General features: G+C 72.2%; 28 protein-coding genes, 2 pseudogenes and 1 riboswitch. Of the genes and pseudogenes, 17 read left to right on the top strand and 13 right to left on the bottom strand.

The window, feature by feature from the left end:
• Positions 1–10: 10 nt before the first annotated feature.
• The gene (locus ACIQAK_RS20265) at positions 11–277 is read right to left on the bottom strand and encodes a DUF6011 domain-containing protein (RefSeq protein ID WP_401369520.1); all 267 of its coding nucleotides are present in this window, start codon (positions 275–277) and stop codon (positions 11–13) included.
• Between the two features lie 97 nt (positions 278–374).
• Here ACIQAK_RS20265 and ACIQAK_RS20260 point away from each other — a divergent pair, with 97 nt between their 5' ends.
• Both ACIQAK_RS20260 and ACIQAK_RS20255 read left to right on the top strand, forming a co-directional pair.
• A complete protein-coding gene (locus tag ACIQAK_RS20260) occupies positions 375–902 on the top strand; it encodes a GNAT family N-acetyltransferase (protein WP_366390246.1) in 528 nt (175 codons plus the stop codon).
• 51 nt (positions 903–953) lie between these two features.
• The gene (locus tag ACIQAK_RS20255) at positions 954–1,442 is read left to right on the top strand and encodes a glutathione peroxidase (RefSeq protein ID WP_366390247.1); all 489 of its coding nucleotides are present in this window, start codon (positions 954–956) and stop codon (positions 1,440–1,442) included.
• 55 nt (positions 1,443–1,497) lie between these two features.
• Here ACIQAK_RS20255 and ACIQAK_RS20250 read toward each other — a convergent pair whose 3' ends face one another.
• On the bottom strand, positions 1,498–2,724 hold the full coding sequence (locus ACIQAK_RS20250) for an acyl-CoA dehydrogenase family protein (protein WP_366390248.1): 1,227 nt from the start codon (positions 2,722–2,724) through the stop codon (positions 1,498–1,500).
• Positions 2,725–2,910: 186 nt separating this feature from the next.
• Between ACIQAK_RS20250 and ACIQAK_RS20245 the strand changes: the two genes are divergently transcribed.
• The gene (locus ACIQAK_RS20245; protein ID WP_366390249.1) at positions 2,911–3,594 is read left to right on the top strand and encodes a TetR family transcriptional regulator; all 684 of its coding nucleotides are present in this window, start codon (positions 2,911–2,913) and stop codon (positions 3,592–3,594) included.
• A gap of 103 nt (positions 3,595–3,697) precedes the next feature.
• Here the strand turns inward: ACIQAK_RS20245 and def are convergent, their stop codons facing one another.
• Positions 3,698–4,249 (bottom strand): peptide deformylase, encoded by a 552-nt coding sequence (gene def, locus ACIQAK_RS20240; RefSeq protein ID WP_366390250.1) that lies wholly within the window; start codon positions 4,247–4,249, stop codon positions 3,698–3,700.
• Positions 4,250–4,363: 114 nt separating this feature from the next.
• Between def and ACIQAK_RS20235 the strand changes: the two genes are divergently transcribed.
• The 7 genes from ACIQAK_RS20235 to ACIQAK_RS20205 all read left to right on the top strand — a co-directional run bounded on the left by ACIQAK_RS20235 (position 4,364) and on the right by ACIQAK_RS20205 (position 10,823).
• A complete protein-coding gene (locus tag ACIQAK_RS20235; protein WP_010062348.1) occupies positions 4,364–5,602 on the top strand; it encodes a MurT ligase domain-containing protein in 1,239 nt (412 codons plus the stop codon).
• A gap of 34 nt (positions 5,603–5,636) precedes the next feature.
• Positions 5,637–6,365: a type 1 glutamine amidotransferase gene (locus ACIQAK_RS20230; protein ID WP_030567487.1), complete on the top strand. Its 729-nt coding sequence runs from the start codon at positions 5,637–5,639 to the stop codon at positions 6,363–6,365.
• Between the two features lie 140 nt (positions 6,366–6,505).
• On the top strand, positions 6,506–7,531 hold the full coding sequence (locus tag ACIQAK_RS20225) for a 6-phosphofructokinase (RefSeq protein WP_366390251.1): 1,026 nt from the start codon (positions 6,506–6,508) through the stop codon (positions 7,529–7,531).
• A 110-nt stretch (positions 7,532–7,641) separates the two neighbouring features.
• A complete protein-coding gene (locus tag ACIQAK_RS20220) occupies positions 7,642–8,589 on the top strand; it encodes a cytochrome c oxidase assembly protein (protein WP_366390252.1) in 948 nt (315 codons plus the stop codon).
• A 66-nt stretch (positions 8,590–8,655) separates the two neighbouring features.
• Complete coding sequence (locus ACIQAK_RS20215) at positions 8,656–8,814, top strand: hypothetical protein (protein ID WP_366390253.1); 159 nt, start codon at positions 8,656–8,658, stop codon at positions 8,812–8,814.
• 173 nt (positions 8,815–8,987) lie between these two features.
• Positions 8,988–9,704 carry a lysophospholipid acyltransferase family protein gene (locus ACIQAK_RS20210; RefSeq protein ID WP_366390254.1) on the top strand — a complete coding sequence of 239 codons (717 nt, stop codon included), beginning with the start codon at positions 8,988–8,990 and terminating at the stop codon, positions 9,702–9,704.
• Between the two features lie 87 nt (positions 9,705–9,791).
• Positions 9,792–10,823 (top strand): NAD-dependent epimerase/dehydratase family protein, encoded by a 1,032-nt coding sequence (locus tag ACIQAK_RS20205; protein ID WP_366390368.1) that lies wholly within the window; start codon positions 9,792–9,794, stop codon positions 10,821–10,823.
• Positions 10,824–10,906: 83 nt separating this feature from the next.
• Here ACIQAK_RS20205 and ACIQAK_RS20200 read toward each other — a convergent pair whose 3' ends face one another.
• The 7 genes from ACIQAK_RS20200 to ACIQAK_RS20170 all read right to left on the bottom strand — a co-directional run bounded on the left by ACIQAK_RS20200 (position 10,907) and on the right by ACIQAK_RS20170 (position 17,174).
• Positions 10,907–12,490, bottom strand: a complete 1,584-nt coding sequence (locus tag ACIQAK_RS20200) for an alpha/beta hydrolase (RefSeq protein ID WP_366390255.1) — start codon at positions 12,488–12,490, stop codon at positions 10,907–10,909.
• Between the two features lie 149 nt (positions 12,491–12,639).
• Complete coding sequence (locus ACIQAK_RS20195; RefSeq protein ID WP_366390256.1) at positions 12,640–13,434, bottom strand: urease accessory protein UreD; 795 nt, start codon at positions 13,432–13,434, stop codon at positions 12,640–12,642.
• Positions 13,431–14,108: an urease accessory protein UreG gene (gene ureG / locus ACIQAK_RS20190; protein ID WP_366390257.1), complete on the bottom strand. Its 678-nt coding sequence runs from the start codon at positions 14,106–14,108 to the stop codon at positions 13,431–13,433. The genes ACIQAK_RS20195 and ureG overlap by 4 nt, the downstream gene beginning before the upstream one ends.
• A gap of 42 nt (positions 14,109–14,150) precedes the next feature.
• Positions 14,151–14,813 carry an urease accessory UreF family protein gene (locus ACIQAK_RS20185; RefSeq protein ID WP_366390258.1) on the bottom strand — a complete coding sequence of 221 codons (663 nt, stop codon included), beginning with the start codon at positions 14,811–14,813 and terminating at the stop codon, positions 14,151–14,153.
• A gap of 19 nt (positions 14,814–14,832) precedes the next feature.
• Positions 14,833–16,554 carry an urease subunit alpha gene (locus tag ACIQAK_RS20180; protein WP_366390259.1) on the bottom strand — a complete coding sequence of 574 codons (1,722 nt, stop codon included), beginning with the start codon at positions 16,552–16,554 and terminating at the stop codon, positions 14,833–14,835.
• Entirely contained in the window at positions 16,547–16,858 is a 312-nt protein-coding gene (locus tag ACIQAK_RS20175) for an urease subunit beta (RefSeq protein ID WP_366390260.1), read from the bottom strand. The genes ACIQAK_RS20180 and ACIQAK_RS20175 overlap by 8 nt, the downstream gene beginning before the upstream one ends.
• A gap of 13 nt (positions 16,859–16,871) precedes the next feature.
• Complete coding sequence (locus ACIQAK_RS20170; RefSeq protein WP_366390261.1) at positions 16,872–17,174, bottom strand: urease subunit gamma; 303 nt, start codon at positions 17,172–17,174, stop codon at positions 16,872–16,874.
• A 469-nt stretch (positions 17,175–17,643) separates the two neighbouring features.
• Between ACIQAK_RS20170 and ACIQAK_RS20165 the strand changes: the two are divergent.
• The 4 genes and pseudogenes from ACIQAK_RS20165 to ACIQAK_RS20150 all read left to right on the top strand — a co-directional run.
• Positions 17,644–17,853, top strand: a pseudogene (locus tag ACIQAK_RS20165) (ABC transporter permease); the annotation flags it as partial.
• 61 nt (positions 17,854–17,914) lie between these two features.
• A pseudogene (locus tag ACIQAK_RS20160) lies at positions 17,915–18,292 on the top strand (ATP-dependent Clp protease proteolytic subunit); the annotation flags it as partial.
• Between the two features lie 7 nt (positions 18,293–18,299).
• Positions 18,300–18,605: a hypothetical protein gene (locus ACIQAK_RS20155; RefSeq protein WP_366390262.1), complete on the top strand. Its 306-nt coding sequence runs from the start codon at positions 18,300–18,302 to the stop codon at positions 18,603–18,605.
• 353 nt (positions 18,606–18,958) lie between these two features.
• Positions 18,959–19,145: riboswitch (cyclic di-AMP (ydaO/yuaA leader) on the top strand.
• 3 nt (positions 19,146–19,148) lie between these two features.
• Positions 19,149–19,619 carry a C40 family peptidase gene (locus tag ACIQAK_RS20150; protein WP_366390263.1) on the top strand — a complete coding sequence of 157 codons (471 nt, stop codon included), beginning with the start codon at positions 19,149–19,151 and terminating at the stop codon, positions 19,617–19,619.
• Positions 19,620–19,673: 54 nt separating this feature from the next.
• Here the strand turns inward: ACIQAK_RS20150 and ACIQAK_RS20145 are convergent, their stop codons facing one another.
• Positions 19,674–20,315, bottom strand: a complete 642-nt coding sequence (locus tag ACIQAK_RS20145) for a LysE family translocator (RefSeq protein ID WP_366390264.1) — start codon at positions 20,313–20,315, stop codon at positions 19,674–19,676.
• A 73-nt stretch (positions 20,316–20,388) separates the two neighbouring features.
• On the opposite strand from ACIQAK_RS20145, the gene ACIQAK_RS20140 reads away from it, so the two are divergent.
• Positions 20,389–21,303, top strand: a complete 915-nt coding sequence (locus ACIQAK_RS20140; protein ID WP_366390265.1) for a LysR family transcriptional regulator — start codon at positions 20,389–20,391, stop codon at positions 21,301–21,303.
• Positions 21,304–21,559: 256 nt separating this feature from the next.
• Here ACIQAK_RS20140 and ACIQAK_RS20135 read toward each other — a convergent pair whose 3' ends face one another.
• On the bottom strand, positions 21,560–21,991 hold the full coding sequence (locus tag ACIQAK_RS20135; RefSeq protein WP_366390266.1) for an ATP-binding protein: 432 nt from the start codon (positions 21,989–21,991) through the stop codon (positions 21,560–21,562).
• A 245-nt stretch (positions 21,992–22,236) separates the two neighbouring features.
• On the opposite strand from ACIQAK_RS20135, the gene ACIQAK_RS20130 reads away from it, so the two are divergent.
• Positions 22,237–23,097: a helix-turn-helix transcriptional regulator gene (locus ACIQAK_RS20130; RefSeq protein WP_366390267.1), complete on the top strand. Its 861-nt coding sequence runs from the start codon at positions 22,237–22,239 to the stop codon at positions 23,095–23,097.
• Between the two features lie 29 nt (positions 23,098–23,126).
• Positions 23,127–23,369, top strand: coding sequence for a DUF397 domain-containing protein (locus ACIQAK_RS20125; RefSeq protein ID WP_366390268.1), 243 nt, complete (start codon positions 23,127–23,129; stop codon positions 23,367–23,369).
• Here ACIQAK_RS20125 and ACIQAK_RS20120 read toward each other — a convergent pair.
• Complete coding sequence (locus ACIQAK_RS20120) at positions 23,362–24,534, bottom strand: 8-amino-7-oxononanoate synthase (protein WP_366390269.1); 1,173 nt, start codon at positions 24,532–24,534, stop codon at positions 23,362–23,364. The genes ACIQAK_RS20125 and ACIQAK_RS20120 overlap by 8 nt on opposite strands.
• Between the last annotated feature and the right edge of the window lie 132 nt (positions 24,535–24,666).

Here is a 24,666-nt window from a genome sequence, read left to right as displayed (position 1 = left end):
CCGCCCCGGCTCATGTGCCGGGCAGCGGGTCCTGCTCGACCTCGTGGCGGCGGGTGCGGATGTCCGGCGGCGCCGGGTGCAGCTTGGCGTCGCAGGACGGCCCCAGCCCGGTGCGGCGGGAGCCGGCACCGGTGAGGGGGCGGCCGCAGAGGCGGCAGCGGATCAGGCGGCGGGCCGGAGCGTCACCGGAATGCTCCGGGCGTTCGACCGCGTCACCGGAACGCACCTCGCAGTCGACTGCGGGCAGCGGTTCGGGGAAAAGTTCGGGAGACTGCACAGGGAAGATCCTTCCTCATCGGGAGCCGTATCGGGCCCTGACCGGTGCGCCCGACGTTCGCACCGCGACCGTTCCGCTTGAAAGGACCCCCGTACCCATGACCGAGATCGTCCACGTGAGCGCCCCCGAGCTGGTCACGTACGCCGATGAGATGGCCGAGCTGCTGGTGGAGACCGTCGAGGAGGGCTCCTCGGTGGGCTTCCTGGCCCCGCTGGACCGGGCGAAGGCCACCGTCTGGTGGCGGGAGCGCGCGGGGGCCCTGGAGTCCGGCGAGGTCTCCGTCTGGATCGCCCGGGAGGGCGGCCGGGTCGCCGGGACCATCGCCCTGATCCGCGCGCCCCTGCCGAACGCTAGCCACCGCGCGGAGGTCGCCAAGCTGATGGTCCGTCCCTCCGCCCGCGGCCAGGGGCTCGGGCGGGCCCTGCTGAACGCCGTGGAGGCGTACGCGGAGGTCCAGGGCATCACGCTGCTGATCCTGGACACCGAGAGCGGCAGCCTGGCCGAGCAGGTCTACTGCAAGGCGGGCTGGACGGAGATCGGCACCGTGCCGGGATACGCGGCCGACCCGGCGGGCAGCCTCAAGCCGAGCACCTTCTACTACAAGGAGCTCGCCTCCGCTCCGTGAGCGGCGGGCGGCACAATGGGCACCACGCACGCGATGATCAGGGAGAGCTTCATGACGCTGCACGACATTCCGCTGCACACCCTCACCGGCGAGCCGACCACCCTGGGCGCCTGGAGCGGCCGGGCCGTCCTGCTGGTGAACGTGGCGTCCAAGTGCGGGCTCACCCCGCAGTACGAGGGCCTGGAGCGGCTGCAGCAGACGTACGGGGACCGGGGGCTGACCGTGCTCGGTGTGCCCTGCAACCAGTTCGCCGGGCAGGAGCCGGGCAGCGCGGAGGAGATCGAGACCTTCTGCTCGACCACGTACGGCGTGACCTTCCCGCTGCTGGAGAAGCTCGACGTCAACGGGGCCGGCCGGCACCCGCTGTACGCGGAGCTGACGAAGCTGGCGGACGCGGACGGGGAGGCCGGGGACGTCCAGTGGAACTTCGAGAAGTTCGTGATCTCGCCGGCCGGTGAGCCGGTGGCCCGGATCCGGCCGCGCAGCGAGCCGGAGTCGACGGAGGTCGTGACCGCGATCGAGGCGCAGCTGCCGGGCTGACCGCGGGCAGCACGGAAGGGGGACCGTCCTGGACGGTCCCCCTTCCGCGTGCCCGCTAGCGGATCGGCATGCCCGACAGGGTCCGGGCGATCACCAGGCGCTGGATCTCGCTGGTGCCCTCGAAGATGGTGTAGATCGCGGCGTCCCGGTGCATCCGCTCGACCGGGTACTCCCGGGTGAAGCCGTTGCCGCCGAGGATCTGGATCGCCTGCGCGGTGACGCTCTTGGCGGTCTCGCTGGCGTAGAGCTTGGACATGGAGCCCTCGGCCGAGGTGAACGGCTTCCCGGTGGTGGCCATCCAGGAGGCGCGCCACACCAGCAGGCGGGCCGCGTCGATCCGGGTGCGCATGTCGGCGAGCTGGAAGGCGATGCCCTGGTTGTCGATGATCGGGCGGCCGAACTGGCTGCGGGTCTTCGCGTAGTCGAGGGCCACCTCGTACGCGGCACGGGCGGTGCCCACGGCCATGGCGCCGACGGCCGGGCGGGAGGCCTCGAAGGTGGCCATCGCCGCGTTCTTGACGCGCTCGCCGCCGGACTTGGCGCGCTCCCGGGCGCGGGCGAGGCGTTCGTCGAGCTTCTCCTTGCCGCCGAGCAGGCAGTGGCCGGGGACGCGGACGTCCTCCAGGACCACCTCGGCGGTGTGCGAGGCGCGGATGCCGTGCTTCTTGAACTTCTGGCCCTGGGAGAGGCCGGGGGTGGCCGGCGGCACGATGAAGGAGGCGTGGCCCTTGGAGCCGAGGCCGGCGTCGACGACGGCGACCACCACGTGGACGCCTGCTATGCCCCCGTTGGTCGCCCATGTCTTGGTCCCGTTCAGGACCCACTCGTCCTTGGCCTCGTCGTAGACGGCGCGCGTGCGCATCGCGGCGACGTCGGATCCGGCGTCGGGCTCGGAGGAGCAGAAGGCGGCGACCTTCACGTCGTTCGCGTCGCCGTACATCTGCGGGATCCAGGTGCCGATCTGCTCCTCGGTGCCGTTGGCGAGGACGCCGACGGCCGCCAGGCCCGTACCGACGATGGAGAGCGCGATGCCCGCGTCACCCCAGAAGAGCTCTTCCATGGCCATGGGGATGCCGAGCCCCGTAGGGTCGAAGAACTGCTGGGCGTAGAAATCGAGGGAGTAGATGCCGACCTTGGCCGCCTCCTGGATGACGGGCCAGGGCGTTTCCTCACGCTCGTCCCACTCCGAGGCCGCGGGGCGGATGACATCCGCCGCGAATCTGTGAAGCCAGTCACGGACCTGCTTCTGGTCGTCGTTGAGATCGAGCGTGAACTCGGTCATGTTCCCCTCCATGCACGGCCGTGAAAAGCATGCGTTACTTGCGGTAACAGCAGTGTGTTACCGGACAGTAGCCGCTGTCAACCGCCCCGGAGCTGATCGACAAGGGCGCCGGGCGGGGTGTTACGTTGCGCAGGCGCGAAGAAGCAGACGTGAAGAAGTCGCACGGCCAGGGGCGGGAGAGACGACATGGAGACCACGCGCGGCGCCGAGCGACAGCGGACGGCGGCCGAGGCCCGGCGCCGCGAACTGCTTGAGGCAGCGGACCGGGTGGTGCTCAGGGACGGCCCGCAGGCGTCGATGAACGCGATCGCCGCCGAGGCCGGGATCACCAAGCCCATCCTCTACCGTCACTTCGGGGACAAGGGCGGGCTCTACCGCGCCCTGGCCGAACGCCACACCGACGCCCTCCTCAGCGCCCTGCGCGCGGCCCTGGACGCTCCCGCCGAGCGCCGCGCCCGGGTCGAGGCCACGCTGGACACCTATCTCGCCGCGATCGAGGCCCGCCCCCAGGTCTACCGCTTCCTGATGCATCCCGCCGACGGGGCGGCCGACCCCGCCGCCTCCGCGGAGGCGGCGCTCCCTCCCGAGCAGGGCTTCGACGTCGGCCGCCACTCCGCCCCGCTGCTGCGCCGGCTCGGCGAGGAGCTGGGCCAGGTGATCGTCGAGCGGGTGGACCTGGGACCGGAGGGCGAGCAGACGGCCCGCATCTGGGGCCACGGCATCGTCGGCATGATGCACGCGGCGGGCGACTGGTGGCTCGCCGACCGGCCCTGCTCCCGCGAGCGGCTGGTGCGCAGCCTGGCCGACCTGCTGTGGGGACGGCTGGCCGAGGCGGGCGACCGCGACGTGCGGGGCGGGCCGGGGTTCTAGGGCGACCGCGACGTGCGGGGCGGGCCGGGGCTCTAGGGCGACCGCGGCCTCCGGGGCGGGCCCGGGGTTCTAGGCGACCGCGGCCTCCGGGGCGGGACAGCCCCTAGACCCCGTCCCTGCGGGCCCAGGGCGCCCGGCGCGCCGCGCGCAGCGCGCGGGACCGCCGCAGCCCGGTCAGCCGGTCGGTGTAGACCCTGCCCTCCAGGTGGTCGCACTCGTGCTGGAGGCACCGGGCGAACCACCCCGTGCCCGCGATCCGCACCGGCTCACCCGTCATCGTCAGCCCCTCGACCACCGCGTGGTCGAAGCGTTCCGTGCCCGCTTCCAGACCCGGAAGTGACAGACAGCCCTCCGGTCCGCGTACGGTGAGTCCGTCCGCCTCGACCAGTTCGGGGTTGACGACGTGTCCCAGATGACGCACGTCGTCGTCGTCCGGACAGTCGTAGACGAACACTTTCAGCGGGACGCCGATCTGGTTGGCGGCGAGCCCGACACCCTGCGCGGCGTACATCGTGGCGAACATGTCCTCGACCAGCCTCGTGAGCGACGGCCCGAAATCCGTGACGTCCGCACAGGCACGGTGGAGCAACGGGTCGCCGAGCAGACTCATCTCACGGACGAGTCCGGAACTGCCGGGGATCGGGCGGTTTCGCATGAGGGCAAGCGTACGTTCCGGCACTGCCTGGGAGTTCCCGTGGTGCCGTGGTGCGGTCGTCGCACCGGACATCGATAGGCTGGGCGCGGACCGATGCAAGGAGGATCTAGGACGATGGCAGGCAACACGGAGCCGTTGTCGCCGCGGGCCAAACTGGCCGTGACGGCGGGCAAGGCCGCGGCGGCGGTGTCACGCGCCGCGGGGCGGGGCAGCGGATCGGTGATCGGCGGCCGGGTGGCGCTCAAACTCGACCCCGACCTGCTGGGGCGGCTGGCGCAGCACCTGGACGTGATCCTCGTGTCGGCGACGAACGGCAAGACGACGACCACCCGGCTGATCGCCGAGGCGCTGCGGGCCGCCGGGCCCGTGGTGTCCAACGCGCTCGGCGCGAACATGCCCGCGGGCATCACCTCGGCCCTGGCCGGCGGCTCGGACGCGAAGTTCGGCGTGATCGAGGTCGACGAGAAGTACCTCGCCGGTGTCGCCCGCGACACCACCCCCAAGGCGATCGCCCTGCTCAATCTCTCCCGCGACCAGCTGGACCGCGCGGCCGAGACCCGGATGATGGCCGAGCACTGGCGCGAGGGCCTCTCCGGCTCCAAGGCCGTGATCATCGCCAACGCGGACGACCCGCTGGTCGTCTGGGCGGCCTCCTCCTCCCCCAACGTGGTGTGGGTGGCGGCCGGTCAGGCGTGGAAGGACGACGCCTGGTCCTGCCCGTCCTGCGGCGGGGTGATGCAGCGCCCCGGCGACGACTGGTTCTGCGGGCAGTGTGGCTTCCGCCGTCCCGCCCCGAGCTGGGCGCTCAACGGCGACTACGTCCTGGACCCGCACGGTTCGGCCTGGCCGATCCACCTCCAGCTGCCCGGCCGCGCGAACAAGGCGAACGCCACCAGCTCGGCCGCCGTCGCCGCCGTCTTCGGCGTGCCGCCGCAGGTCGCGCTGGAGCGCATGTACCAGGTGCAGGCGGTGGCCGGACGGTACGACGTCGTCACCTTCCAGAACCGGGAGCTGCGCCTGCTGCTGGCGAAGAACCCGGCCGGCTGGCTGGAGACGTTCTCGCTGATCGACCCGCCGCCGACGCCGGTGATCCTCTCCGTCAACGCCCGCGGCGCGGACGGCACGGACACCTCCTGGCTCTGGGACGTCGACTACACCCAGCTGGCCGGTCACCCGATCTTCGTGCTCGGCGACCGCAAGCTGGACCTCGCGGTCCGCCTCGAAGTGGCCGGTCTCGACTTCCGGGTCTGCGAGAACCTCGACGAGGCCGTGCAGTACGCCCCGCCCGGCCGCATCGAGGTCATCGCCAACTACACCGCCTTCCAGGATCTGCGCCGTCGTGTCGGCAACTGACCCCGGCCCCGGCCACCTCCGGAGAGGACGAAGCATGAGCAACAACGGTCTGCGTCTGGTCTGGGTCTACCCCGACCTGCTCAGCACCTACGGCGACCAGGGCAACGCCCTGGTCGTGGAGCGGCGGGCCCGGCAGCGCGGTCTGGACGTGCAGCGCGTCGACGTGCGCAGCGACCAGCCGGTGCCGACGTCCGGCGACATCTATCTGATCGGCGGCGGCGAGGACCGGCCCCAGCGCCTCGCGGCGGAGCGGCTGCGCCGCGACGGCGGGCTGAGCCGGGCCGCCTCCAACGGCGCGATCATCTTCTCGGTCTGCGCGGGCTACCAGATCCTCGGCCACGAGTTCATCAACGACCTCGGTGAGCGCGAGCAGGGTCTCGGCCTGCTGGACGTGGTCTCGACCCGCGGCGAGGGTGCCCGGTGCGTCGGCGACGTACTGGCGGACATCGACCCGCACCTCGGGCTGGAAGCGTTGACCGGGTTCGAGAACCACCAGGGCGTCACCCATCTCGGCCCGACGGCACGGCCGTTCGCCCGGGTGCGGTTCGGCCGGGGCAACGGCACGGGGGACGGCACGGAGGGCGCGTACAACGACACGGTCTTCGGGACGTACATGCACGGCCCGGTGATGGCCCGTAACCCGCAGATCGCCGATCACCTGCTGAAACTGGCCCTCGATGTGAACGCGCTGCCGCCCACGGACGACCGCTGGTACGAGGCGCTGCGCGCCGAGCGGATCGCCTCCGCGACGCAGCCCGCCTGAGGGGTTCTCCGCTCGGTTGAGCGGAGTCCAGCAGGCGGACGTCCGGTTCGGTCCCGCCACCCTGCGCCGGTAGGGTGGCGGGGATCCAACCGGACGGCGTGGTCCGGTCGTCGACTCAACGTTGCAAAGGTTTCCGGGCCATGCGCATTGGCGTACTCACCTCCGGCGGCGACTGCCCCGGCCTCAACGCCGTCATCCGCTCCGTCGTGCACCGCGCGGTGGTGGACCACGGTGACGAGGTCATCGGCTTCCACGACGGGTGGAAGGGCCTGCTGGAGTGCGACTACCGCAAGCTCGACCTCGACGCGGTGGGCGGCATCCTGGCCCGCGGCGGCACGATCCTCGGCTCCTCCCGGGTCCAGCCCGCGCACCTGCGTGACGGTATCGAGCGGGCCCGCGGCCACGTCGCCGACCTCGGCCTGGACGCCATCATCCCGATCGGCGGCGAGGGCACGCTGAAGGCGGCCAACCTGCTCTCCGAGGCCGGGCTGCCCATCGTCGGCGTTCCCAAGACCATCGACAACGACATCGCCTCCACCGACGTCACCTTCGGCTTCGACACCGCCGTCGGTGTCGCCACCGAGGCGCTGGACCGGCTGAAGACCACCGCCGAGTCGCACCAGCGGGTGCTGATCGTCGAGGTCATGGGCCGTCACACCGGCTGGATCGCCCTGCACTCCGGGATGGCGGCCGGCGCCCACGCCATCGTGGTGCCCGAGCGCCCCTTCGACATCGACGAGCTGACCGAGCTGGTCGGCAAGCGCTTCTCGGCGGGCAAGAAGTTCGCCATCGTGGTGGTCGCCGAGGGCGCCAAGCCGCGCGAGGGCTCCATGCAGTTCGAGCAGGGCGTCAAGGACATCTACGGCCACGAGCGGTTCGCCGGGGTGGCCACGCAGCTCTCCGGGGAGCTGGAGCAGCGGCTCGGCAAGGAGGCCCGCCCGGTCATCCTCGGCCACGTCCAGCGCGGCGGCACCCCGACCGCGTACGACCGGGTCCTGGCGACCCGGTTCGGCTGGCACGCGGTGGAGGCGGCGCACCGGGGCGAGTTCGGGATGCTGACCGCGCTGCGCGGCACCGACATAATCATGGTCCCGCTGGCGGCGGCGGTCGAGACCCTGAAGACGGTCCCGGCCGAACGGTACGCCGAAGCGGAGTGCGTGCTCTGACCTCCGGTCCCTGAGAACTGCCCCCGGCCGCGACCGCGACCGGGGGCAGTTCTACGCTGTACCGGACAACCGGCACGAAACGGGGACGTGTCCCCATCGGGAGTGAACAGATGGATCACAGCGGGCACGGCATGAACATGGATCTGCCGCCGTTCACGCTGGGACGGGGGCTGGAGCTCTCCGCCGACCCGTTCTTCCTGACCGGCTGCCTCCTGGCGCTCGCCCTGTACGGGTACGGCGTGGTGCGGCTGCGGCGGCGCGGGGACGGCTGGCCGGTCAACCGGATCGTCTTCTTCGTCGTGGGCGTGCTCAGCATCGCGCTGGTGATGTGCACCAAGCTGAACGACTACGGCATGGTCATGTTCAGCGTGCACATGGTGCAGCACATGGTGATCAGCATGCTGTCGCCGATCCTGCTGCTGCTGGGCGCCCCGGTGACGCTGGCGCTGCGCGCGCTGCCGCCCGCCGGGCGGGGGCGGACCGGGCCGCGCGAGCTGCTCCTGAAGCTGCTGCACAGCCGGTACATGAAGATCATCACGCACCCGGCGTTCACCATCCCGCTCTTCATCGCCAGCCTGTACGCGCTGTACTTCACGCCGGTCTTCGACTTCCTGATGAGCTCCAGGCCCGGCCATATCGGGATGATGGTGCACTTCCTCGCCGTCGGCCTGGTCTTCTTCTGGCCGATCATGGGCGTCGACCCGGGCCCGCACCGGCCCGGCTATGTGATGCGGATGCTGGAGCTGTTCGCCGGGATGCCGTTCCACGCGTTCTTCGGGATCGCGCTGATGATGGCGAGCACGCCGATGGTGCAGACGTACGAGAACCCGCCCGCGTCGCTGGGCATCGACGCGCTCAGCGACCAGAACTGGGCGGGCGGCATCGCGTGGGCGTTCAGCGAGATCCCCTCGGTGCTGGTGCTGATCGCGCTGGTCTACCAGTGGCACCGCTCCGAGCAGCGCACGGCCAAGCGCTCGGACCGGGCCGCCGACCGCGACGGCGACAAGGAGCTGGAGGCGTACAACGCCTATCTCGCGTCATTGCAGGCGCGACAGTAGCGCCGGGGGCGTCATCGGGGTGACCATGGGGTGAACGGCCGCGCGGCCGACGAGGAGGGTACGCGCATGTCCGGATCGACGAAGACCATGGGATACCTGACGGTCGGGGCGCTGGTCATGGTGACGGCGTACACGGTTGCGCTGGGCAGCAGTGGCTGGCTCTGGTTCGGCTGGGTGGTGCTGGGGCTGTGTACCCTCGGCATGCTGGCCACCCGGGACACCTGACCGCCCGTGCGGGTGCATCGGGGGCCTGCCGGTTCCGCGAAGGGGTACGAGCCGGGTGACCGGTCCACCACCGTCGTCGGGCGGCACCGGGGATCTGGACCGATCCCCTCCCCCGACGGCCTGGTGGTACGCAGCCCTGACGCCGACCCGGCAGAGCGAGGTGCACCCACAAGGTGTTTTATTACATCCTGAAATATGTCGTGCTGGGGCCCCTGCTGCGGGTGCTCTTCCGCCCTCGTATCGAAGGGGTGGAGAACATCCCGGAGGAAGGCGCGGCGATCGTCGCCGGGAACCACCTCTCCTTCTCCGACCACTTCCTCATGCCCGCCATCATCAAGCGGCGCATCACCTTTCTGGCCAAGGCCGAGTACTTCACCGGCCCGGGGATCAAGGGCAGGCTCACCGCCGCGTTCTTCCACAGCGCGGGGCAGATCCCGGTGGACCGGTCCGGCAAGGACGCGGGGCAGGCCGCGATCCGCGAGGGCCTGGGGGTGCTGGGCAAGGGCGAGCTGCTGGGGATCTACCCGGAGGGCACGCGCTCGCACGACGGCCGGCTCTACAAGGGCAAGGTCGGGGTGGCGGTCATGGCGATCACCGCACAGGTGCCGGTGATCCCGTGCGCGATGGTCGGCACGTTCGAGATCCAGCCGCCCGGCCAGACCCTCCCGAAGATCAAGCGGGTCGCGATCCGGTTCGGTGAGCCGCTGGACTTCTCACGCTACGCGGGCCTGGAGAACCAGAAGGCCGCGATCCGGGCCGTGACGGACGAGATCATGTACGCCATCCTCGAACTGTCCGGTCAGGAGTACGTCGACGAGTACGCGGCGAAGGTGAAGGCCGCCGAACAGGCAGCCGCCCCGGCGAGGAAGTTCCCCAAGCTGCGACGCTGACGGGCGAATTCGCCATCGGCGGAGCGGGCTGGTCCGGGCCGGCCCGCTCGCCCTAGCGTCGTGTCCGTGATCGAGGGACAGGCATGGGTGCTGGGAGCGACAGGACAGATCGGGCGGGCCGCGGTGGGGGCGCTCGCGGGGGACGGCTGGGAGGTGACCGCCGTCTCGCGCGGCGGCGGCCGGGACGGGCGGTGGGGTGACGGGGTCCGGTCGCCGGCGCTGGACCGGGACGAGGAGGGCGCGCTGGAGGAGGCGCTCGGCGACGGCTGTGACGTCCTGGTCGACATGGTCGCCTTCGACGCGGCGCACGCACGGCAGCTGACGGCGCTCGCCGGCCGGGTCGGTTCAGCGGTCGTGATCTCCAGCGGCGCGGTGTACGAGGACGACCGGGGCCGCAGCTTCGACACCCAGGGACAGCCGGACGGCTTTCCCCGCTACCCCGTGCCGCTGCCGGAGACCCAGCGCACGGTGGGGCCGGGGGACACCACGTACGGCACCCGCAAGGTGCTGCTGGAGCGTGAACTGCTGGCGGCGGGCGACGCGTTGCCGGTGACCCTGCTGCGGGTGGGCGCGGTCCACGGCCCGCACTGCCGCACACCGCGCGAGCTGTACTTCGTGAAGCGGCTGCTGGACGGGCGGGAGCGGCGGGTCCTCGCGTACGGCGGCGAGAGCCGCTTCCACCCGGTCCATGTGGCGAACGCGGCCGAACTGATCCGGCTGGCCGCCCGCCGGCCCGGCGCGCGGGTGCTCGACGCGGCCGATCCGCAGGCGCCCACGGTGGCGGAGATCGGCACGGCGATCGACCAGGTGCTCGGCCGGGAGACGGAGACGGTCCTGGTCGACGGTCCCCCGCCCGGGGGTCAGGTGGGCGATACGCCGTGGAGCGGGGCGCATCCCGTCGTGTACGACATGACGGCGGCGGAGCGGGAGCTCGGATACCGGCCGGTGACGGGGTACGCGGAGTCGCTGCCGGAGACGGTCGAGTGGCTCGCCGGAGAGCTGGCGGGGCGTGACTGGCGGGAGGCGTTCCCGAAGATGGCGCGCAACTACGGGGAGGCGCTGTTCGACTACGCGGCGGAGGACACGTGGCTGGAGGCGTACGACCAGCGGCGCGGCTGAGCCGGGGGCGTACGACCTGGGCGCGGGACGCCACGGCGGGCGGTCCGTGTCCGGACCGCCCGCCCTCGGGTCGTACGGCGGTGCTACGGCTTCGGCGTGGCGTGCGGGGCGCACGTCACGTCGCGCCGGTCGGTCTCGCCGGTGAGCAGGTAGGTGTCCACCCGCTCGTTGACGCAGGGGTTGGCCAGCCCGGTGACGCCGTGCGACCCGGCGCCCTTCTCGGTGATGAGGCGGGAGCCCTTGAACCGCTGGTGCAGTTCGACGGCGCCTTCGTACGGAGTGGCGGCGTCCCGCGTGGCCTGCACGATGAGGACCGGCGGCAGGCCCTTGCGGGTCTTCACCTCCAGCGGGGTGTGCTGCTTGGTCGGCCAGGTGGCGCAGGGCAGGTTGAGCCAGGCGTTGGCCCACGTCATGAACGGGTACTTCTGGTGCAGCCGGGTGTTGTCCCGGTCCCAGGTGCGCCAGCTGGTGGGCCACTTGGCGTCGGCGCACTCGACGGCGGTGTAGACGGCGTTGCCGTTCTCGGACGCGGCGTTGCCCGCGAGGTCGCTCATGTCCGGGGCGGCTGCGTCGATCAGCGCCTGCGTGTCACCGGCCCGGTAGGCGCTCCAGGTCTTGGCGGTGGGCGCCCAGGCGGAGTCGTAGTACGGGGCGCTCTGGAAGAAGCCGATGAGTTCGGCGGGTCCGACGACGCCGCCGATCGGCTCCTTCTTGGCGGCCGCGCGCAGCTTCCGCCACTCCTGCTCGACCTTCTGCGGGGTGTCGCCGATGCCGTAGACGGAGTCGTGCTGTGCGACCCACGCCTTCCAGTCGTCCCAGCGCATCTGGAAGGCGATGTCCTGGTTCAGGTTCGCCCGGTACCAGATGCTCTCCCGCGACGGGTCGACCACGCTGTCGACGACCATGCGCCGGACGTGGGTGGGGAAGAGCGTGCCGTAGACCGCGCCCAGATAGGTGCCGTAGGAGACGCCGAGGAAGTTGAGCTTCTTCTCCCCGAGCGCGGCCCGGATGACGTCCAGGTCGCGGGCGGTGTCGGGCGTGGTCATGTGCGGCAGCATGCCGCCGCTGCGCTCGGCGCACCCCTCGGCGTACTCGCGGGCCAGCTTGCGCTGGGCTCGCTTGTCGGCCTCGCTGTCGGGTACCGGGTCCGCCTTCGGCGCCTTCACGAACTCCTGCGGGTCGACACAGGAGATGGGCGCCGAGCGGCCCACCCCGCGGGGGTCGAAGCCGACGAAGTCGTACGCCTTCGCGGTCTTCGTCCAGAGCGGGTTCTTGGCGGTGACGCGGGTGGGGAAGCGCATCCCCGAACCGCCGGGCCCGCCCGGGTTGTAGATGAGGGCGCCCTGGCGCTCGCCCTTGGTGCCGGTGCTGACGTGCCGGTCGACGGCGAGCTTGATCTTCTTGCCGTTCGGCCTGGCGTAGTCGAGCGGTACGGTCACCCAGCCGCACTGGATGGGGGCGGTCAGGCCCCAGTCCTGCGGGCAGTCCTTCCACTCGATCCCGGCTTTCGCCGACCGCTCGGCGGCGATCCGGACGCCGCGTGCCTCGGAGCCCGCCCGGTCGTGGTGGCGGCCGTCGGCACTGGCGGCGGGCGCGGTGACCGCTCCCGCGATGAGCGTGCCGGCTATCAGCGCGCCGGCCGCGCCGAGCACTGCTGTGCGTCCCACGTGGAACCTCCCCCATCGTCGTCCGATGCGCCGCCGGTGGCGGCGTGGTCCATCGGGACGTCCCGGGGATCCTTTCGTCTGCGGGGCTCCTGAGGCCAGGGCGTACACCTGTTTCTTTACCGAACCCATAACCGGTGAAGAGGGTCCGCTCAGCGGACTCGGTCGCCGTGATCCGATACCGGCCCGTCCAGCATCCCGTGCAGGGCCTCGTCCAGGACCGCGCGCAGCAGACGGGCGTCGGCGGCCACCGCCGTGACGAGGACGGCGGGTCCCGCGAGCGGGGTGAGGGCGGCGGTGGGGCCGAGGAGGCGGGCGGGCGGCGGGGCGTCCCCGAAGGCCGGGTCGCACAGGAGGAGCTGGCCGACCGCCCGGTGGCCGCCGAGGACGGCGGGGCCGTCCCAGCCGCCGGGTGCGCCGGGTCCGTAGGCCAGTTGCTGGTCCAGGAGCGGGCGGCCTGCCCGGTGGACGGTGAGCCGGGTGGTGAGGGCGCCGGTGGGCTCGCCGTGGCGGCCGAGGATCTGTTCCTCGCGCAGCAACAGCCGGGCGGTGGGCGCGAGTTCGATCCGTGTCGTCTGGCGCAGGTCGCTGCCGTGGGCGGAGACGAGCTGTTCGGGCAGCCAGCGGAGGGTGGCCCCCTCCCCCACGCTCAGGCTCACGGTGTACGTGGACGGCTCGCCGTCCGCCCGCGCGCCCGGCAGCGCGACGGTGGCCGCCGCCGCGTCGACGGTGAGGCGTGCGCCGTCGGCGACCTCCGCCTCCAGAGCCAGCCGGTCGCCGTTGAGGGGTGCGCTCATGGCGCCGACGACGGTGACCCGGGCGTGTCCGGGGAGCGGTGAGCGGGTGCGGCGCAGCGCGAGCGGCCCGGCGCTCTCCAGGACGGGCAGGGCGGTGGAGCCCCGGCCGTCGGGCTCGGCGCGGAGGCGGGCGGTGGCGTGGACGCTCATGCGGTCCAGGCGGCGAGTTGCGCCCGTACCCAGTCGGCGACCGGCCCGACGCCCTCGGCGGAGGTCAGGGAGGTGAAGAGGACGGGGAGTTCACCGCGCTGCTCCTTGGCGTCCCGGGCCATCCGCTGGAGGTCGGAGCCGACGTACGGGGCGAGGTCGGTCTTGTTGATGACGAGGAGGTCGGCGGTGGTGACGCCGGGGCCGCCCTTGCGCGGGATGTCGTCGCCGCCGGCCACGTCGATGACGAAGACCTGGGCGTCGACGAGCCCCTTGGAGAAGGTGGCGGTGAGGTTGTCGCCGCCGGATTCGACGAGGATCAGGTCGAGCGGGCCCACCGCGTCCTCCAGGTCCTCGACGGCTTCGAGGTTGGCGGAGATGTCGTCGCGGATCGCGGTGTGCGGGCAGGCGCCCGTCTCCACGGCCTGGATCCGCTCGGGCGGCAGGACGGCGTTGCGGAGGAGGAAGGCGGCGTCCTCCCGGGTGTAGATGTCGTTGGTGACGACGGCGATGGAGATCCGGTCGCGCAGCTCGCGGCAGAGGGCGGCGACGGTGGCCGTCTTGCCGGAGCCGACGGGGCCGCCGAGTCCGATGCGCAGGGCGCGCCGGGTGCCGTCGGGGCGGGTGGCGTCGGCGCTGACGGCGGCGGGGCCGCCGTGGGTGTGGCCGAGGTGCATGGTGCTGCTCCTGTCGGTTCGAGGGGAGGGGCGCTTCGAGGGTCAGGACGCGAAGAGGCGGACCGGCCAGGCGGCGTGCGCCTCGGCGGTGATGTCGAGGAGCGGGGCGGAGGCGGCGGGCAGGGCGTCGATGCCCTGCCGGGCGGCCTCGGCGGCCTGTGCGGCGACCCGGTCCAGTTCGGGGGCGAGCCGGGCGAGTACGGCGGTGGCCTGGAAGGGGTCGAGGGAGAGCAGCCGGACCACGGCGGTGGCCGGGCCGCTGACCGTCTCGTACGCCGTGCAGTACGCCGCGTCCTCGGACTTCAGCCCCGCCGCCCGGGCGGTGAGGCCGAGGACGACGGGCTGGTGGGCGCCGCGCGGCCGCGCCAGGGCGAGCGCGTCGAGCTCCGGGCTCGGCCAGGTGGCGCGGGCGGCCCGCATCAGCTGCCGGCCCAGCTTGCGGGCGGTGGCCCGCAGGGCGGGTGAGGGCGTACGGGCGTCGGCGGCCTCGTCGAGCGCGAGCGGATCGAGGCCGTGGGCGGCCGCCGCCGCGAGGGCGGCGGCGGTCAGCCCGGCGGTGTGCAGGCGGCCCCGGCAGAAGGCGGCGAGGTCGTCGGCGTCGCGGACGCGTCCCTGGGTGACGGCCGGTTCGGCACCACCGGAGTGGGCGTGGCCGCCAGCGGGGAACCGGCCGTCGGCGAGGACGAGCAGGGCTGCGCGTGACATGGCTGGTGGTCCGCCCGGCTCAGAAGAGGAAGTAGCGCTGGGCCATGGGCAGTTCCGCCGCCGGTGCGGGCTCGACCCGTTCGCCGTCGATGGCGACGGCGAAGCTGTCGGGGTCGACGTGGACGTGCGGCATCGCGTCGTTCTCCCGCATGTCCGCCTTGGTGACGCCCCGGGTGCTGGTGATCGGTGTGAACTCCTTGTCCAGGCCGAGCCGTTCGGGCAGCCCGTCCTCGATCGCCGTTTCCGTGACGAAGTTGAAGGAGCCGCGTGCGGCGGCCCGGCCCAGTGCGCCGAACATCGGCCGGGGCATGACCGGTTGAGGCGTCGGAATGGAGGCGTTGGCGTCGCCCATCTGCGCGTACGCGATCTGGCCGCCCTTGATGACGGTGTGCGGCTTCACCCCGAAGAACGCCGGGTCCCAGAGCACGAGGTCGGCGAGCTTGCCGGTCTCCACCGAGCCGATCTCCCGGTCCAGGCCCTGGGCGACGGCCGGGTTGATGGTGTATTTGGCGACATAGCGACGGACCCGGTGGTTGTCCGCCGCCCCGTCCCCGGGGAGGGCACCGCGCCGCTTCTTCATGACGTGCGCGGTCTGCCAGGTCCGCAGGATCACCTCGCCGATGCGGCCCATCGCCTGGGAGTCCGAGGAGATGATCGAGATGGCGCCGAGGTCGTGCAGGATGTCCTCGGCCGCGATGGTGGAGGGCCGGATGCGGGACTCCGCGAAGGCGAGGTCCTCGGGGACGGCCGGGTTGAGGTGGTGGCAGACCATCAGCATGTCGAGGTGTTCCTCGATGGTGTTGACGGTGTGCGGCCGAGTCGGGTTGGTCGAGCTCGGCAGGACGTACGGCTCCGAGACCACGGTGATGATGTCGGGCGCGTGCCCACCGCCCGCACCCTCGGTGTGGTACGCGTGGATGGAGCGCCCGGCGATGGCGGCGAGGGTGTCGGCGACGAACCCTGCCTCGTTGAGGGTGTCGGTGTGGATGGCGAGCTGGGCGCCGGTCTCCTCGCACACGGTGAGGCAGGCGTCGATGGCGGCCGGAGTGGCGCCCCAGTCCTCGTGGATCTTGAACCCCAGTGCTCCGCCGCGCAGTTGGGAGTACATGGCGTCGCGGGATGTGGTGTTGCCCTTGCCGAGCAGCCCGATGTTGACGGGGAAGGTCTCCAGTGCCTCGAACATCCGGGCCAGGTGCCAGGGGCCGGGGGTGATGGTGGTGGCCTTGGTGCCCTCGGCGGGGCCGGTGCCGCCGCCGACGAGAGTGGTGATGCCGCTGGCGAGGGCCTGGTCGATGAGGGTCGGCGAGATGAAGTGGACGTGCGCGTCGACCGCTCCCGCCGTCAGGAACTTGCCGTTGCCCGCGATGATCTCGGTCTCGGGGCCGATCACCAGGTCGGGGTGGACGCCGTCCATGGTGTCCGGGTTCCCGGCTTTGCCGATGCCGGTGATGCGGCCGTCGCGGATGCCGATGTCCGCCTTGACGATGCCCCAGTGGTCGATCACGACCGCGCCGGTGACGACGGTGTCGGGTGCGCCCTCGGCCCGGGTGGTGCGGGCCTGGCCCATGGACTCGCGGATCACCTTGCCGCCGCCGAAGACCGCCTCGTCGCCGGCGTGTCCGGGGCCGCCGGAGCGGTCCTCCTCGATCTCGACGAAGAGGTCGGTGTCGGCGAGGCGGACGCGGTCGCCGGTGGTGGGCCCGAAGAGGTCCGCGTATACGGCCCGGTTGAGGTCAGGCATCGAGCGCACCTCCGGTTTCGCCGCGCAGGCCGGGGACGACGCGGCGGCCGGCGAGGGGGACGAGTTCGACGTCGACGGGGATGCCGGGTTCGAAGCGGACGGCCGTACCGGCCGCGATGTGCAGCCGCAGCCCGTGGGCGGCCACCCGGTCGAATTCGAGCCCGGGGTTGGCCTCGGCGAAGTGGTAGTGGGAGCCGACCTGGACGGGGCGGTCGGCGGCGTTGAGGACGGTGAGGCGGGTGACGGGGCGCCCCTCGTTGAGGGCGATGCCCCCGTCCCCGTACAGGATCTCTCCGGGAATCATCGGCGCGGCCCCGTCAGACGATCGGGTCATGGACGGTGACGAGCTTGGTGCCGTCCGGGAAGGTGGCCTCGACCTGGACGTCGTGGAGCATCTCGGGGATGCCCTCCATGACCTCGTCCCGGGTGAGCAGTTTGCGGCCGGACGCCATGAGCTCGGTGACCGTACGGCCGTCGCGGGCGCCTTCCAGCAGATGGGCGGTGATCAGGGCGACGGCCTCGGGGTGATTGAGCCTCAGCCCGCGTGCCCGGCGCTTCTCGGCCACATCGGCAGCCACATGGACGAGCAGGCGTTCCTGCTCGTGCGGGGTCAGTTGCACGCTTCCACCTCATCGTCTTCCGCCAGGTACGGCCTCCGGGCGCAGCGGGACCCTATCCCCGTTCAACAGTTCGTTGAACGGGGTAGCTGGCCCACGCGACCAGGTATTGCACGTTAGGGCGGAAGTTTTTCCGTTGCGTTAACTGGCCTTTTGCGGGCCCATGGACATCGGCCCGCGCAAGCCGTTCTCCGGCACGTCACGCCGTACGTCCCCGAGGAGCGCCTCCGGCACGATGAAGCCGTGGGCCGTATACCGGCGTACCCCTCTTCCAGAAGGGCCGCGAGCCGCTCGTCCCGGAGGGTCTCGGACCATACCCGCACGATGAGCGAGGCGACCGTACGCCGCTCCAGACCGTGCACCGCTCCCCCGAACAGCCCCCGAGCACCCCGCTGAGCAGCACGTCCGGGGCGGGCGGCGGCGTGGTGCGCGTGGCACCGTCGAAGGCGGCGCGGATGTCGGCGAAGGCCTCCTCGGCCTCGGCGCGCTGCTGATGATCCTGCTGGGCAACTCCTTCTCCGGGGTCACCAGCGCCCCCCGGCTGCTGCCCGAGCCGGTCGGCGCGATCGGCCAGTGGCTGCCGCCGGGCGCGGGCGGATCACTTCTGCGCTCGGTCGCGTTCTTCGACGGCGGCTCTCAGCGAGAATCCCCTCTCCTTGCTCTGTACGTTCAGTACGGTCTGTACGTTCAGTACGGTCTGTACGTTCAGTACGTTTCTGACGCGGCGTACGCGCCGCTTCGGCCTGCACTGCCCCGGCGGCTCGTTCGGGGCGATGGCTGCGGTCCACGACACGATGCGGTATCCGACGTGCGAGGTGGAGACGTTCTGTCCGGGGCGGCGACATGCCCTGCCCGGCGCGCGGGTAGTCATTCAGCAACCCGCGCCGGCCGAGCCGGTACGGGGTCAGCCGTCCGACCTGGAGATCCACGCACGCGAACTGGGCCGCACCCGCGAGCTGTTCACGGATATGCCGGTCCGGCACACGGACCGGACCGCCGAGCGGGTCGCCGCCGACATCGAGCGCGACACCGTCCTCGACGCGGCAGCCGCTCGCGGCCACGGGCTGGTGGACCGCGTCGTGGACCGCAAGCTCTCCCAGCCGCCGCACGACGCGAGGTGAACAGCCCATGGAACCGACGGAGTTCCCGCCCCTGCCCGCACTGACCCGCGCCGAGGGTGAGTTCATCGACTGCTACCTGGCGGTCCTGGACCAGGTGGGCCGCATCAACCCGGCACGCGGCAGCGACACCTACAGCGCCCTGCGGGCCGCGCAGGCCCTGGCCTCCCGGGCGGCGGCGCTGCGCGACGCGCTGGCCCTGATGCACGAGCGGGGCGAGCGGCAGATCCACGCGGCGACGCTGGCGCGTGCCCTGCGGGTGCTGGACGGCGAGCGGCGGGCGGGCCGGGTCGCCATGCCACCGACGCCGAACTGACCCGCTCCGCGCGCCGGGAGCGCGATACGGGAGCGAACCGGTCACCGCGCCACACGACACGCCCGGTCCCGCCATCGATTTTCCTCGCTCGTTCGGCGTAGGCGATCACCCGTGTGAGCGATGGTTCAACTTGCGTTCGGCGCGCGATGCGTACTCGAAATGCGTCCTTTCGTCGCTGGTACAAGGGCGTGCGCCCGGCCCGTCGGCGGGCGCGAATCCGCCCTCTCCACCCGAACGGATCAGTGGTGAGTAGACTCACAAATCACTGTTTCGACTCGGAAATCCGGCACTTCGTGAGTCAAGATCCCTGGGACGACAAGCCCCCGCCGCCGCGGCGGGGCGGTCCGGGTGGACGCCGAGTCCTGCCGCCTCCCGGATGACTGGTCGACAGGAGTGGATCGGCAGGAGTGGAGGACCCGAGCACAACGGGCCGACCGGGAGACCGGGAAGCCCTCGGGGTGAAGCCGCGTCACGCGGCCGGGCAACTTCGCCAGCCCGAACCCGACAGGTCATCCTTCACAGGCGGCTGACGAAGGGTTGCGCATGTCTGCGCAGGTTCATGTCCCGTCTCTGTTCACCCGGGTCGGCACGGCCTCGGTACTCACCTTTGCCGTGACGTCCGCCATGCTGGCGCCCGGCCTGGTCAACGATGCCGAGGCCGCCACCCATTCGACGAAGGCGCTCAAGGTCGCCGCGTCGAAGAAGGGGGCTCCCTACAAGTACGGGGCCGCCGGCCCCAGTCGGTTCGACTGTTCGGGGCTGACTCTCTACTCGTTCAAGAAGGTCGGGAAGAAGCTTCCCCGCACCGCACAGCAGCAGTACAACAAGACCCGCCATATCTCCAAGTCGCAGCGCAAACGCGGTGACCTCGTCTTCTTCCATTCCGGGCGCAGCGTCTACCACGTGGGCATCTACGCCGGGGGCGGGAAGATCTGGCACTCCCCCAAATCCGGGGACGTGGTGCGCAAGGCGAAGATCTGGTCCAAGAGCGTCTGGTACGGACGGGTCCGCTGACCCGCCGACCGGACGCTCCTCCCGCGCGGACGGTACGGGCCCCCTCGGCGCGTCTCAGCGCAGGAGGGGCCCGGTCACCAGCACCAGCCCGAGTCCGGTGAGCGCCACGCCGCTGCCGCCCTCGATCGCCCGCGCGGTACGCGGCCGGCGCAGCCATCGCCCCAGCCGGTCCACGAGCAGGGCGACGGCCGGGAACCAGATCAGGGCGAGCGCCACCACGAGGGCGGCGAGCAGCAGCGTCCTGGGCAGCGGCGGCTGCCCGGCCGGGACGAACTGCGGCAGCAGGCTGAGGAAGAGGACCGGGGCCTTCGGGTTGAGCGCGTTGGTCAGGAACCCCTGCCGGAGCGCGCGCCCGAACTCCCCGGGCGCCTCCGGCCGTACCCGGTCCGGCGCACGGCCCGGCTCCGGGACCCTGCGCCGGAGCGCGTACAGCGCGCTGATCCCGAGGTACAGCACGTACGCGCCGCCGAGCAGTTGGACGGTGCGGAAGAGCACGGGCACCGTCACCAGTACCGCGGCGAGCCCCGCCACGGCGAGCGCGGTGTGCACGAGCAGTCCTCCGGCGACCCCGAGCGCGCTGGCCAGACCGGCGCTGCGGGAGGCCAGGGCGTTGCGTACGACGACGGTGAAGTCGGCGCCGGGCAGCGCGACCATACCGGCGGCGATCCCGGTGAAGGCGATCAGTTGTGCGTCCATGGGGTCCAGCCTGGACCGGCGGAGCCTTCAGCGTGTACTTGCAATCTTCTGGGTCTGCCTAAAGGAACGCTTCATGTACGACCCGACGCGGCTCGCCGCACTGGTGGCGGTCGCCGAGACCGGATCGATCACACGGGCCGCCGCCCACCTGGGGTACACCGCGCCCGCGCTCTCCCAGCAGCTGGCCAAGCTGGAGCGCGAGGCCGGGGCGGCGCTGCTGGTGCGCCACCATCGCGGGGCGCGGCTGACGGCGGCCGGTGAGCTGCTGGCGGGGCGGGCCCGGCGGGTGCTGGACGAACTGGACCAGGCGCGGCACGAGCTGGCGCAGCTCGCCGGGCTGTCCGGCGGCCGACTGCGGGTGGGGACGTTCACGACGGCCGGGGTCCATCTGCTGCCACCGGTCCTGAGCGCGTTCCGGCGGGCCCACCCGGACGTGGAGCTGGCCGTCACGGAGTACGAGCCGCCGGGCGGGATCGCCGCGGTCACCGCGGGCGAGGTGGACCTGGCGCTGACCCACACGTACGAACCGGCGGTGGCCGAGCCGCCGCCCCCGGGCGTCGTCCTGGAACCCCTGCTGGTGGAGGAGCTGGTGCTGGCGACCGCGGTCGGGCACCGGCTCTCCGAAGGCTCCGGGCGGCTGCCGGTCGCCGAGCTGGCGGGCCGGCCGCTGATCAGCAGCGCTCCGGCGCATCCGCCCCGGCGCGGGGTGGAGAGCGCGCTGGCGGCGGCCGGCGCCGCACCGGCGGTGGTGTGCGAGTCGCCCGGCTATGCGCTGGTGTGCGCGCTCGTCAGCGCGGGGCTCGGCGTGGCGGTGGTGCCGGAGATGGTCGCCTCGCTGTCATCCACGCCGCTGGCCGTGCGGCGGCTGGAGCCCGCGGAGTTCCGCCGGACGATCTCCGTGGTGCACCGCGGCGACCGGGCGACGGCCGCGGCGGCGACCCTGCTCGCACTGTTGCGGAGCGGGTTCGGCCGGGGGGCGGCGCGCTAGGCCCGGTCGTCCCCGGGCCGCCCGCCTGTGTGTCGTCCCCGGGCCGCCCGCCTGTGTATCGTCCCCGGGCCGCCTGTCTGCCGCCCCCGGCCGCAGCCCACCTGTCTGCCGTCCCCGGCCGCAGCCCACCTGTCTGCCGCCCCCGGGCCGCCCGCCTGTGTGTCGTCCCCGGGCCGCCCGACCGTCTGCCGTCCCCGGCCGCCGCCCACCTGTCCACCGTCCCCCGGGTGTCCTCCTCCCACGGCCGGCCCGTGCCTCAGCCCTGGACCGGCACCGCCCAGGGCAGCTCGATCCAGACCGTCTTACCGCCCTCGGCCGTGGGGACGACCGTGAGCCGACCGCCGTACTCCTTGGCCAGCGCCCGGATGATCACCATGCCCCGCCCGTTGTCCTGGCGGACGGCGGCGGGCAGCTTCTGCGGCCAACGGGGGTGACTGTCCGTCACACCGAGGCGCAGCTCCTCGTCGCGTTCGAGGCGCAGATCCACGGTGAAGGTCGGTGACAGGCCGAAGGTGTGCTGGACCGCGTTGGTGGCGAGCTCGGAGATGATCAGCCGGATGGTGTCGGCGAGTTCGGTGTCCTCCGAGAGGCCCCATTCGGCCAAGGTCCTGGCCACATATGTACGGGCCGAGGAGACCGAGACCGGATCGCTCGGCAGGGTGACGGTTGCTTCCTGATGGTCTGCCATGGCGACGCCGTCCCTTTCGCGCCCCGGCCGACGGGCGGTCGGCCAGGATGGTGCTTCGCGCCAGAGTGCCACTGTTGAAGCTGGCTGTAACGATGTTCGACCAAGATATGCATATATCTGTCGCTCGAAGCGGTGAATTCGGGTCCTGTGCACCCCGGACGGCGGGCACACTGACCCCTCTGCGGGTCCGAACCCGGCGGTGCGTGTCGGACCCGTCCCGTTCCGCACAGCGCGAGGAGACCTGGATGCTGCACGGCCCCGTCGTCCGGCGACGGAAGCTCGGCGAGGAGTTACGGAGCCTGCGGCACGCCGCCGGACTGACCAGCAGGGACGCGGCGCGCCTGCTCGGCTGGCACCAGTCGAAGGTGAGCCGCGTCGAGACCGGCGCGAGCGGGGTCAGCCCGGGCGACGTGACGCGGCTGCTCGACGTCTACGTGGTGCGCGACACGCAGCTGCGGGCGCTGCTCGAAGTGCTCGCGGGGTCGGCCGGCGGCGGCGGCGCGGGGTGGTGGCACGCGTACCGGGGGCTGATCCCGCCCCAGTACCGCGACTTCATCAGCCTGGAGTCCCAGGCCGGTACGGTGCGGACCCTGGAGACCTCGGTGGTGCCGGGGCTGCTCCAGACGGCCGGATACGCGCGGGCGGTGACCCGGGCCTCCCTCGACGGGCTGCCGACGGACCACCTCGACTCCCTGGTCGAGGTGCGGCTGACCCGTCAGAGGGTGCTGCGCGCGGACCCGCCGCTGCGGTTCACCGCCGTGCTGGACGAGGCGGTGCTGCGCCGGGAGGTGGGCGGGCCCGAGGTGATGAGGGATCAGCTGCACCATCTGACGCAGGCGGCACAACTCCCGCATGTGCAACTACAGTTGCTGCCCTTCTCCGTCGGCGGGTATGTCGGACTCACCTGCCCTTTCGTTATCTTCTCCTTTCCGAACATTTCTGATCTGGATGTGGTCGTCCTTGACCACTTGACGAGTAGCCTCTATCTGGAGCGGAAAGAAGACCTTGAGGCGTACAGCTCGGCCTTCCGCACCTTGCAGGCGCACGCACTGACGCCGGACCGATCGCTGGAGCTCATGGCCGCGATCCGCAGCGGCTTTCGATAGGACGTCCGACTCCGCCCGAGGGGGGCACCATGTCCGACCGTCTCGCACCGCACGCCTCACAGCGCACCGCGGAGCCACTCCGGTGGCGCCGCAGCAGCCGCTCCACCGGGATGAACAACTGCGTGGAGACCGCGCGGCTCGCAGGCCCCGACGCCGGCGGCGCGCTCCTCGCCGTACGCGATTCCAAGGACGCGGAACGGCCACCGCTGCGTTTCTCCGCGCCGGCCTGGACCACCTTCGTGGCCGGACTGGGGCGGCACCCGGTCAGCTGACCGGGGTCAGGGCCTCCCGGGGAGCGGTGGCGGCGACCGTGGCCACCGCGGCGTGGATCTGCTCCTCGGTCAGGTCCGCCCGCGCGGTCAGCCGCAGCCGGGAGATGCCGTCCGGCACCGACGGCGGGCGGAAGCAGCCCACCGAGACCCCGGCCGTACGGCAGTCGGCCGCCCACCGCACGGCCGCGTCCGCCGAGGGTGCCCGGACGGAGACGACCGCCGCGTCGGGCCGGACCGCGGTCAGCCCGGCGGCGGTGAGCCGCCCGTACAGCGCGGCGGCGACCTCCCCGGCCCTGGCCGCCCGTGCCGGTTCCCGGCGCAGCAGCCGCAGGGCGCCCAGTGCGCCGCCCGCCGCGGCCGGGGCCAGGCCGGTGTCGAAGATGAACGTCCGGGCCGTGTTGACCAGGTGCTCGATGACCCGGGCCGGCCCCAGGACCGCTCCGCCCTGGCTGCCCAGCGACTTGGAGAGGGTGAGCGTGGCGACGACGCCCTCGCCGCCCGCCAGTCCGGCGGCGGCGAGGGCGCCGCGTCCGCCGTCGCCGAGGACCCCGAGGCCATGGGCGTCGTCCACGACGAGGGCGGCGTTCGCGGCGCGGCAGACCCCGGCGAGCGCGGACAGCGGTGCCGCGTCCCCGTCGACCGAGAAGACCGAGTCGGTGACGGTGAGCGCCCGCCCTTCGTGGGCCTGGAGCGCCTTGGCCACCGCGTCCGGATCGGCGTGCGGGACGACCGCGGTCTGTGCGCGGGACAGTCGGCAGCCGTCCACGATGGACGCGTGGTTACCGGCGTCGGAGACGATGAGCGAACCGCGCCCGGACAGCGCGGTCAGGGCCGCGAGGTTGGCCGCGTAACCGGAGGACAGGACGAGGGCCGCCTCGAAGCCGCAGAAGTCGGCGAGCTCCCGTTCGAGTTCGGTGTGCAGCGCGGTCGTGCCGGTGACCAGTCGGGAACCCGTCGCGCCCGCACCCCAGCGGTGGGCGGCGCCGGCCGCGGCGGCGGTGACCTCGGGGTGCCGGGTCAGGCCCAGGTAGTCGTTGCTCGCCAGGTCGAGGAGCTCGGCTTCCGCACTCCTCGGGCGCAGGGCCCGGACGAGTCCGGCCTCGGCCCGGCGGCGGGCCTCGTCGTCGATCCAGTCGAACGGGGAGGAGGGCGGGGCGAAGGACATAGGACGGTCCCTTTTGTAGGCAGCTCACAGACCCTAGCGGGGTGCGCAGCAGGTCAGGGTGTGGCAATACACACACCCTCACCCGCGTCTCCTGTCCGGTTCCTCCTTGGCTGGAGGTGGTGCCGTAAGCCA

The sequence above is a fragment of the Streptomyces sp. NPDC088706 genome (assembly GCF_044752765.1).
GTDB lineage: Bacteria > Actinomycetota > Actinomycetes > Streptomycetales > Streptomycetaceae > Streptomyces.
This window is presented reverse-complemented; position numbering and strand designations above follow the sequence as displayed.

Bases quoted from the DNA above. Each gene is read 5' to 3' on its own strand.
- ACIQAK_RS20260 (WP_366390246.1), top strand. From the start codon at position 375: ATGACCGAGATCGTCCACGTGAGCGCCCCCGAGCTGGTCACGTACGCC.
- ACIQAK_RS20255 (WP_366390247.1), top strand. From the start codon at position 954: ATGACGCTGCACGACATTCCGCTGCACACCCTCACCGGCGAGCCGACC.
- ACIQAK_RS20250 (WP_366390248.1), bottom strand. From the start codon at position 2,724: ATGACCGAGTTCACGCTCGATCTCAACGACGACCAGAAGCAGGTCCGT.
- ACIQAK_RS20245 (WP_366390249.1), top strand. From the start codon at position 2,911: ATGGAGACCACGCGCGGCGCCGAGCGACAGCGGACGGCGGCCGAGGCC.
- def (WP_366390250.1), bottom strand. From the start codon at position 4,249: ATGCGAAACCGCCCGATCCCCGGCAGTTCCGGACTCGTCCGTGAGATG.
- ACIQAK_RS20235 (WP_010062348.1), top strand. From the start codon at position 4,364: ATGGCAGGCAACACGGAGCCGTTGTCGCCGCGGGCCAAACTGGCCGTG.
- ACIQAK_RS20230 (WP_030567487.1), top strand. From the start codon at position 5,637: ATGAGCAACAACGGTCTGCGTCTGGTCTGGGTCTACCCCGACCTGCTC.
- ACIQAK_RS20225 (WP_366390251.1), top strand. From the start codon at position 6,506: ATGCGCATTGGCGTACTCACCTCCGGCGGCGACTGCCCCGGCCTCAAC.
- ACIQAK_RS20220 (WP_366390252.1), top strand. From the start codon at position 7,642: ATGGATCACAGCGGGCACGGCATGAACATGGATCTGCCGCCGTTCACG.
- ACIQAK_RS20215 (WP_366390253.1), top strand. From the start codon at position 8,656: ATGTCCGGATCGACGAAGACCATGGGATACCTGACGGTCGGGGCGCTG.
- ACIQAK_RS20195 (WP_366390256.1), bottom strand. From the start codon at position 13,434: ATGAGCGTCCACGCCACCGCCCGCCTCCGCGCCGAGCCCGACGGCCGG.
- ureG (WP_366390257.1), bottom strand. From the start codon at position 14,108: ATGCACCTCGGCCACACCCACGGCGGCCCCGCCGCCGTCAGCGCCGAC.
- ACIQAK_RS20185 (WP_366390258.1), bottom strand. From the start codon at position 14,813: ATGTCACGCGCAGCCCTGCTCGTCCTCGCCGACGGCCGGTTCCCCGCT.
- ACIQAK_RS20180 (WP_366390259.1), bottom strand. From the start codon at position 16,554: ATGCCTGACCTCAACCGGGCCGTATACGCGGACCTCTTCGGGCCCACC.
- ACIQAK_RS20175 (WP_366390260.1), bottom strand. From the start codon at position 16,858: ATGATTCCCGGAGAGATCCTGTACGGGGACGGGGGCATCGCCCTCAAC.
- ACIQAK_RS20155 (WP_366390262.1), top strand. From the start codon at position 18,300: ATGGAACCGACGGAGTTCCCGCCCCTGCCCGCACTGACCCGCGCCGAG.
- ACIQAK_RS20150 (WP_366390263.1), top strand. From the start codon at position 19,149: ATGTCTGCGCAGGTTCATGTCCCGTCTCTGTTCACCCGGGTCGGCACG.
- ACIQAK_RS20145 (WP_366390264.1), bottom strand. From the start codon at position 20,315: ATGGACGCACAACTGATCGCCTTCACCGGGATCGCCGCCGGTATGGTC.
- ACIQAK_RS20140 (WP_366390265.1), top strand. From the start codon at position 20,389: ATGTACGACCCGACGCGGCTCGCCGCACTGGTGGCGGTCGCCGAGACC.
- ACIQAK_RS20135 (WP_366390266.1), bottom strand. From the start codon at position 21,991: ATGGCAGACCATCAGGAAGCAACCGTCACCCTGCCGAGCGATCCGGTC.
- ACIQAK_RS20130 (WP_366390267.1), top strand. From the start codon at position 22,237: ATGCTGCACGGCCCCGTCGTCCGGCGACGGAAGCTCGGCGAGGAGTTA.
- ACIQAK_RS20125 (WP_366390268.1), top strand. From the start codon at position 23,127: ATGTCCGACCGTCTCGCACCGCACGCCTCACAGCGCACCGCGGAGCCA.
- ACIQAK_RS20120 (WP_366390269.1), bottom strand. From the start codon at position 24,534: ATGTCCTTCGCCCCGCCCTCCTCCCCGTTCGACTGGATCGACGACGAG.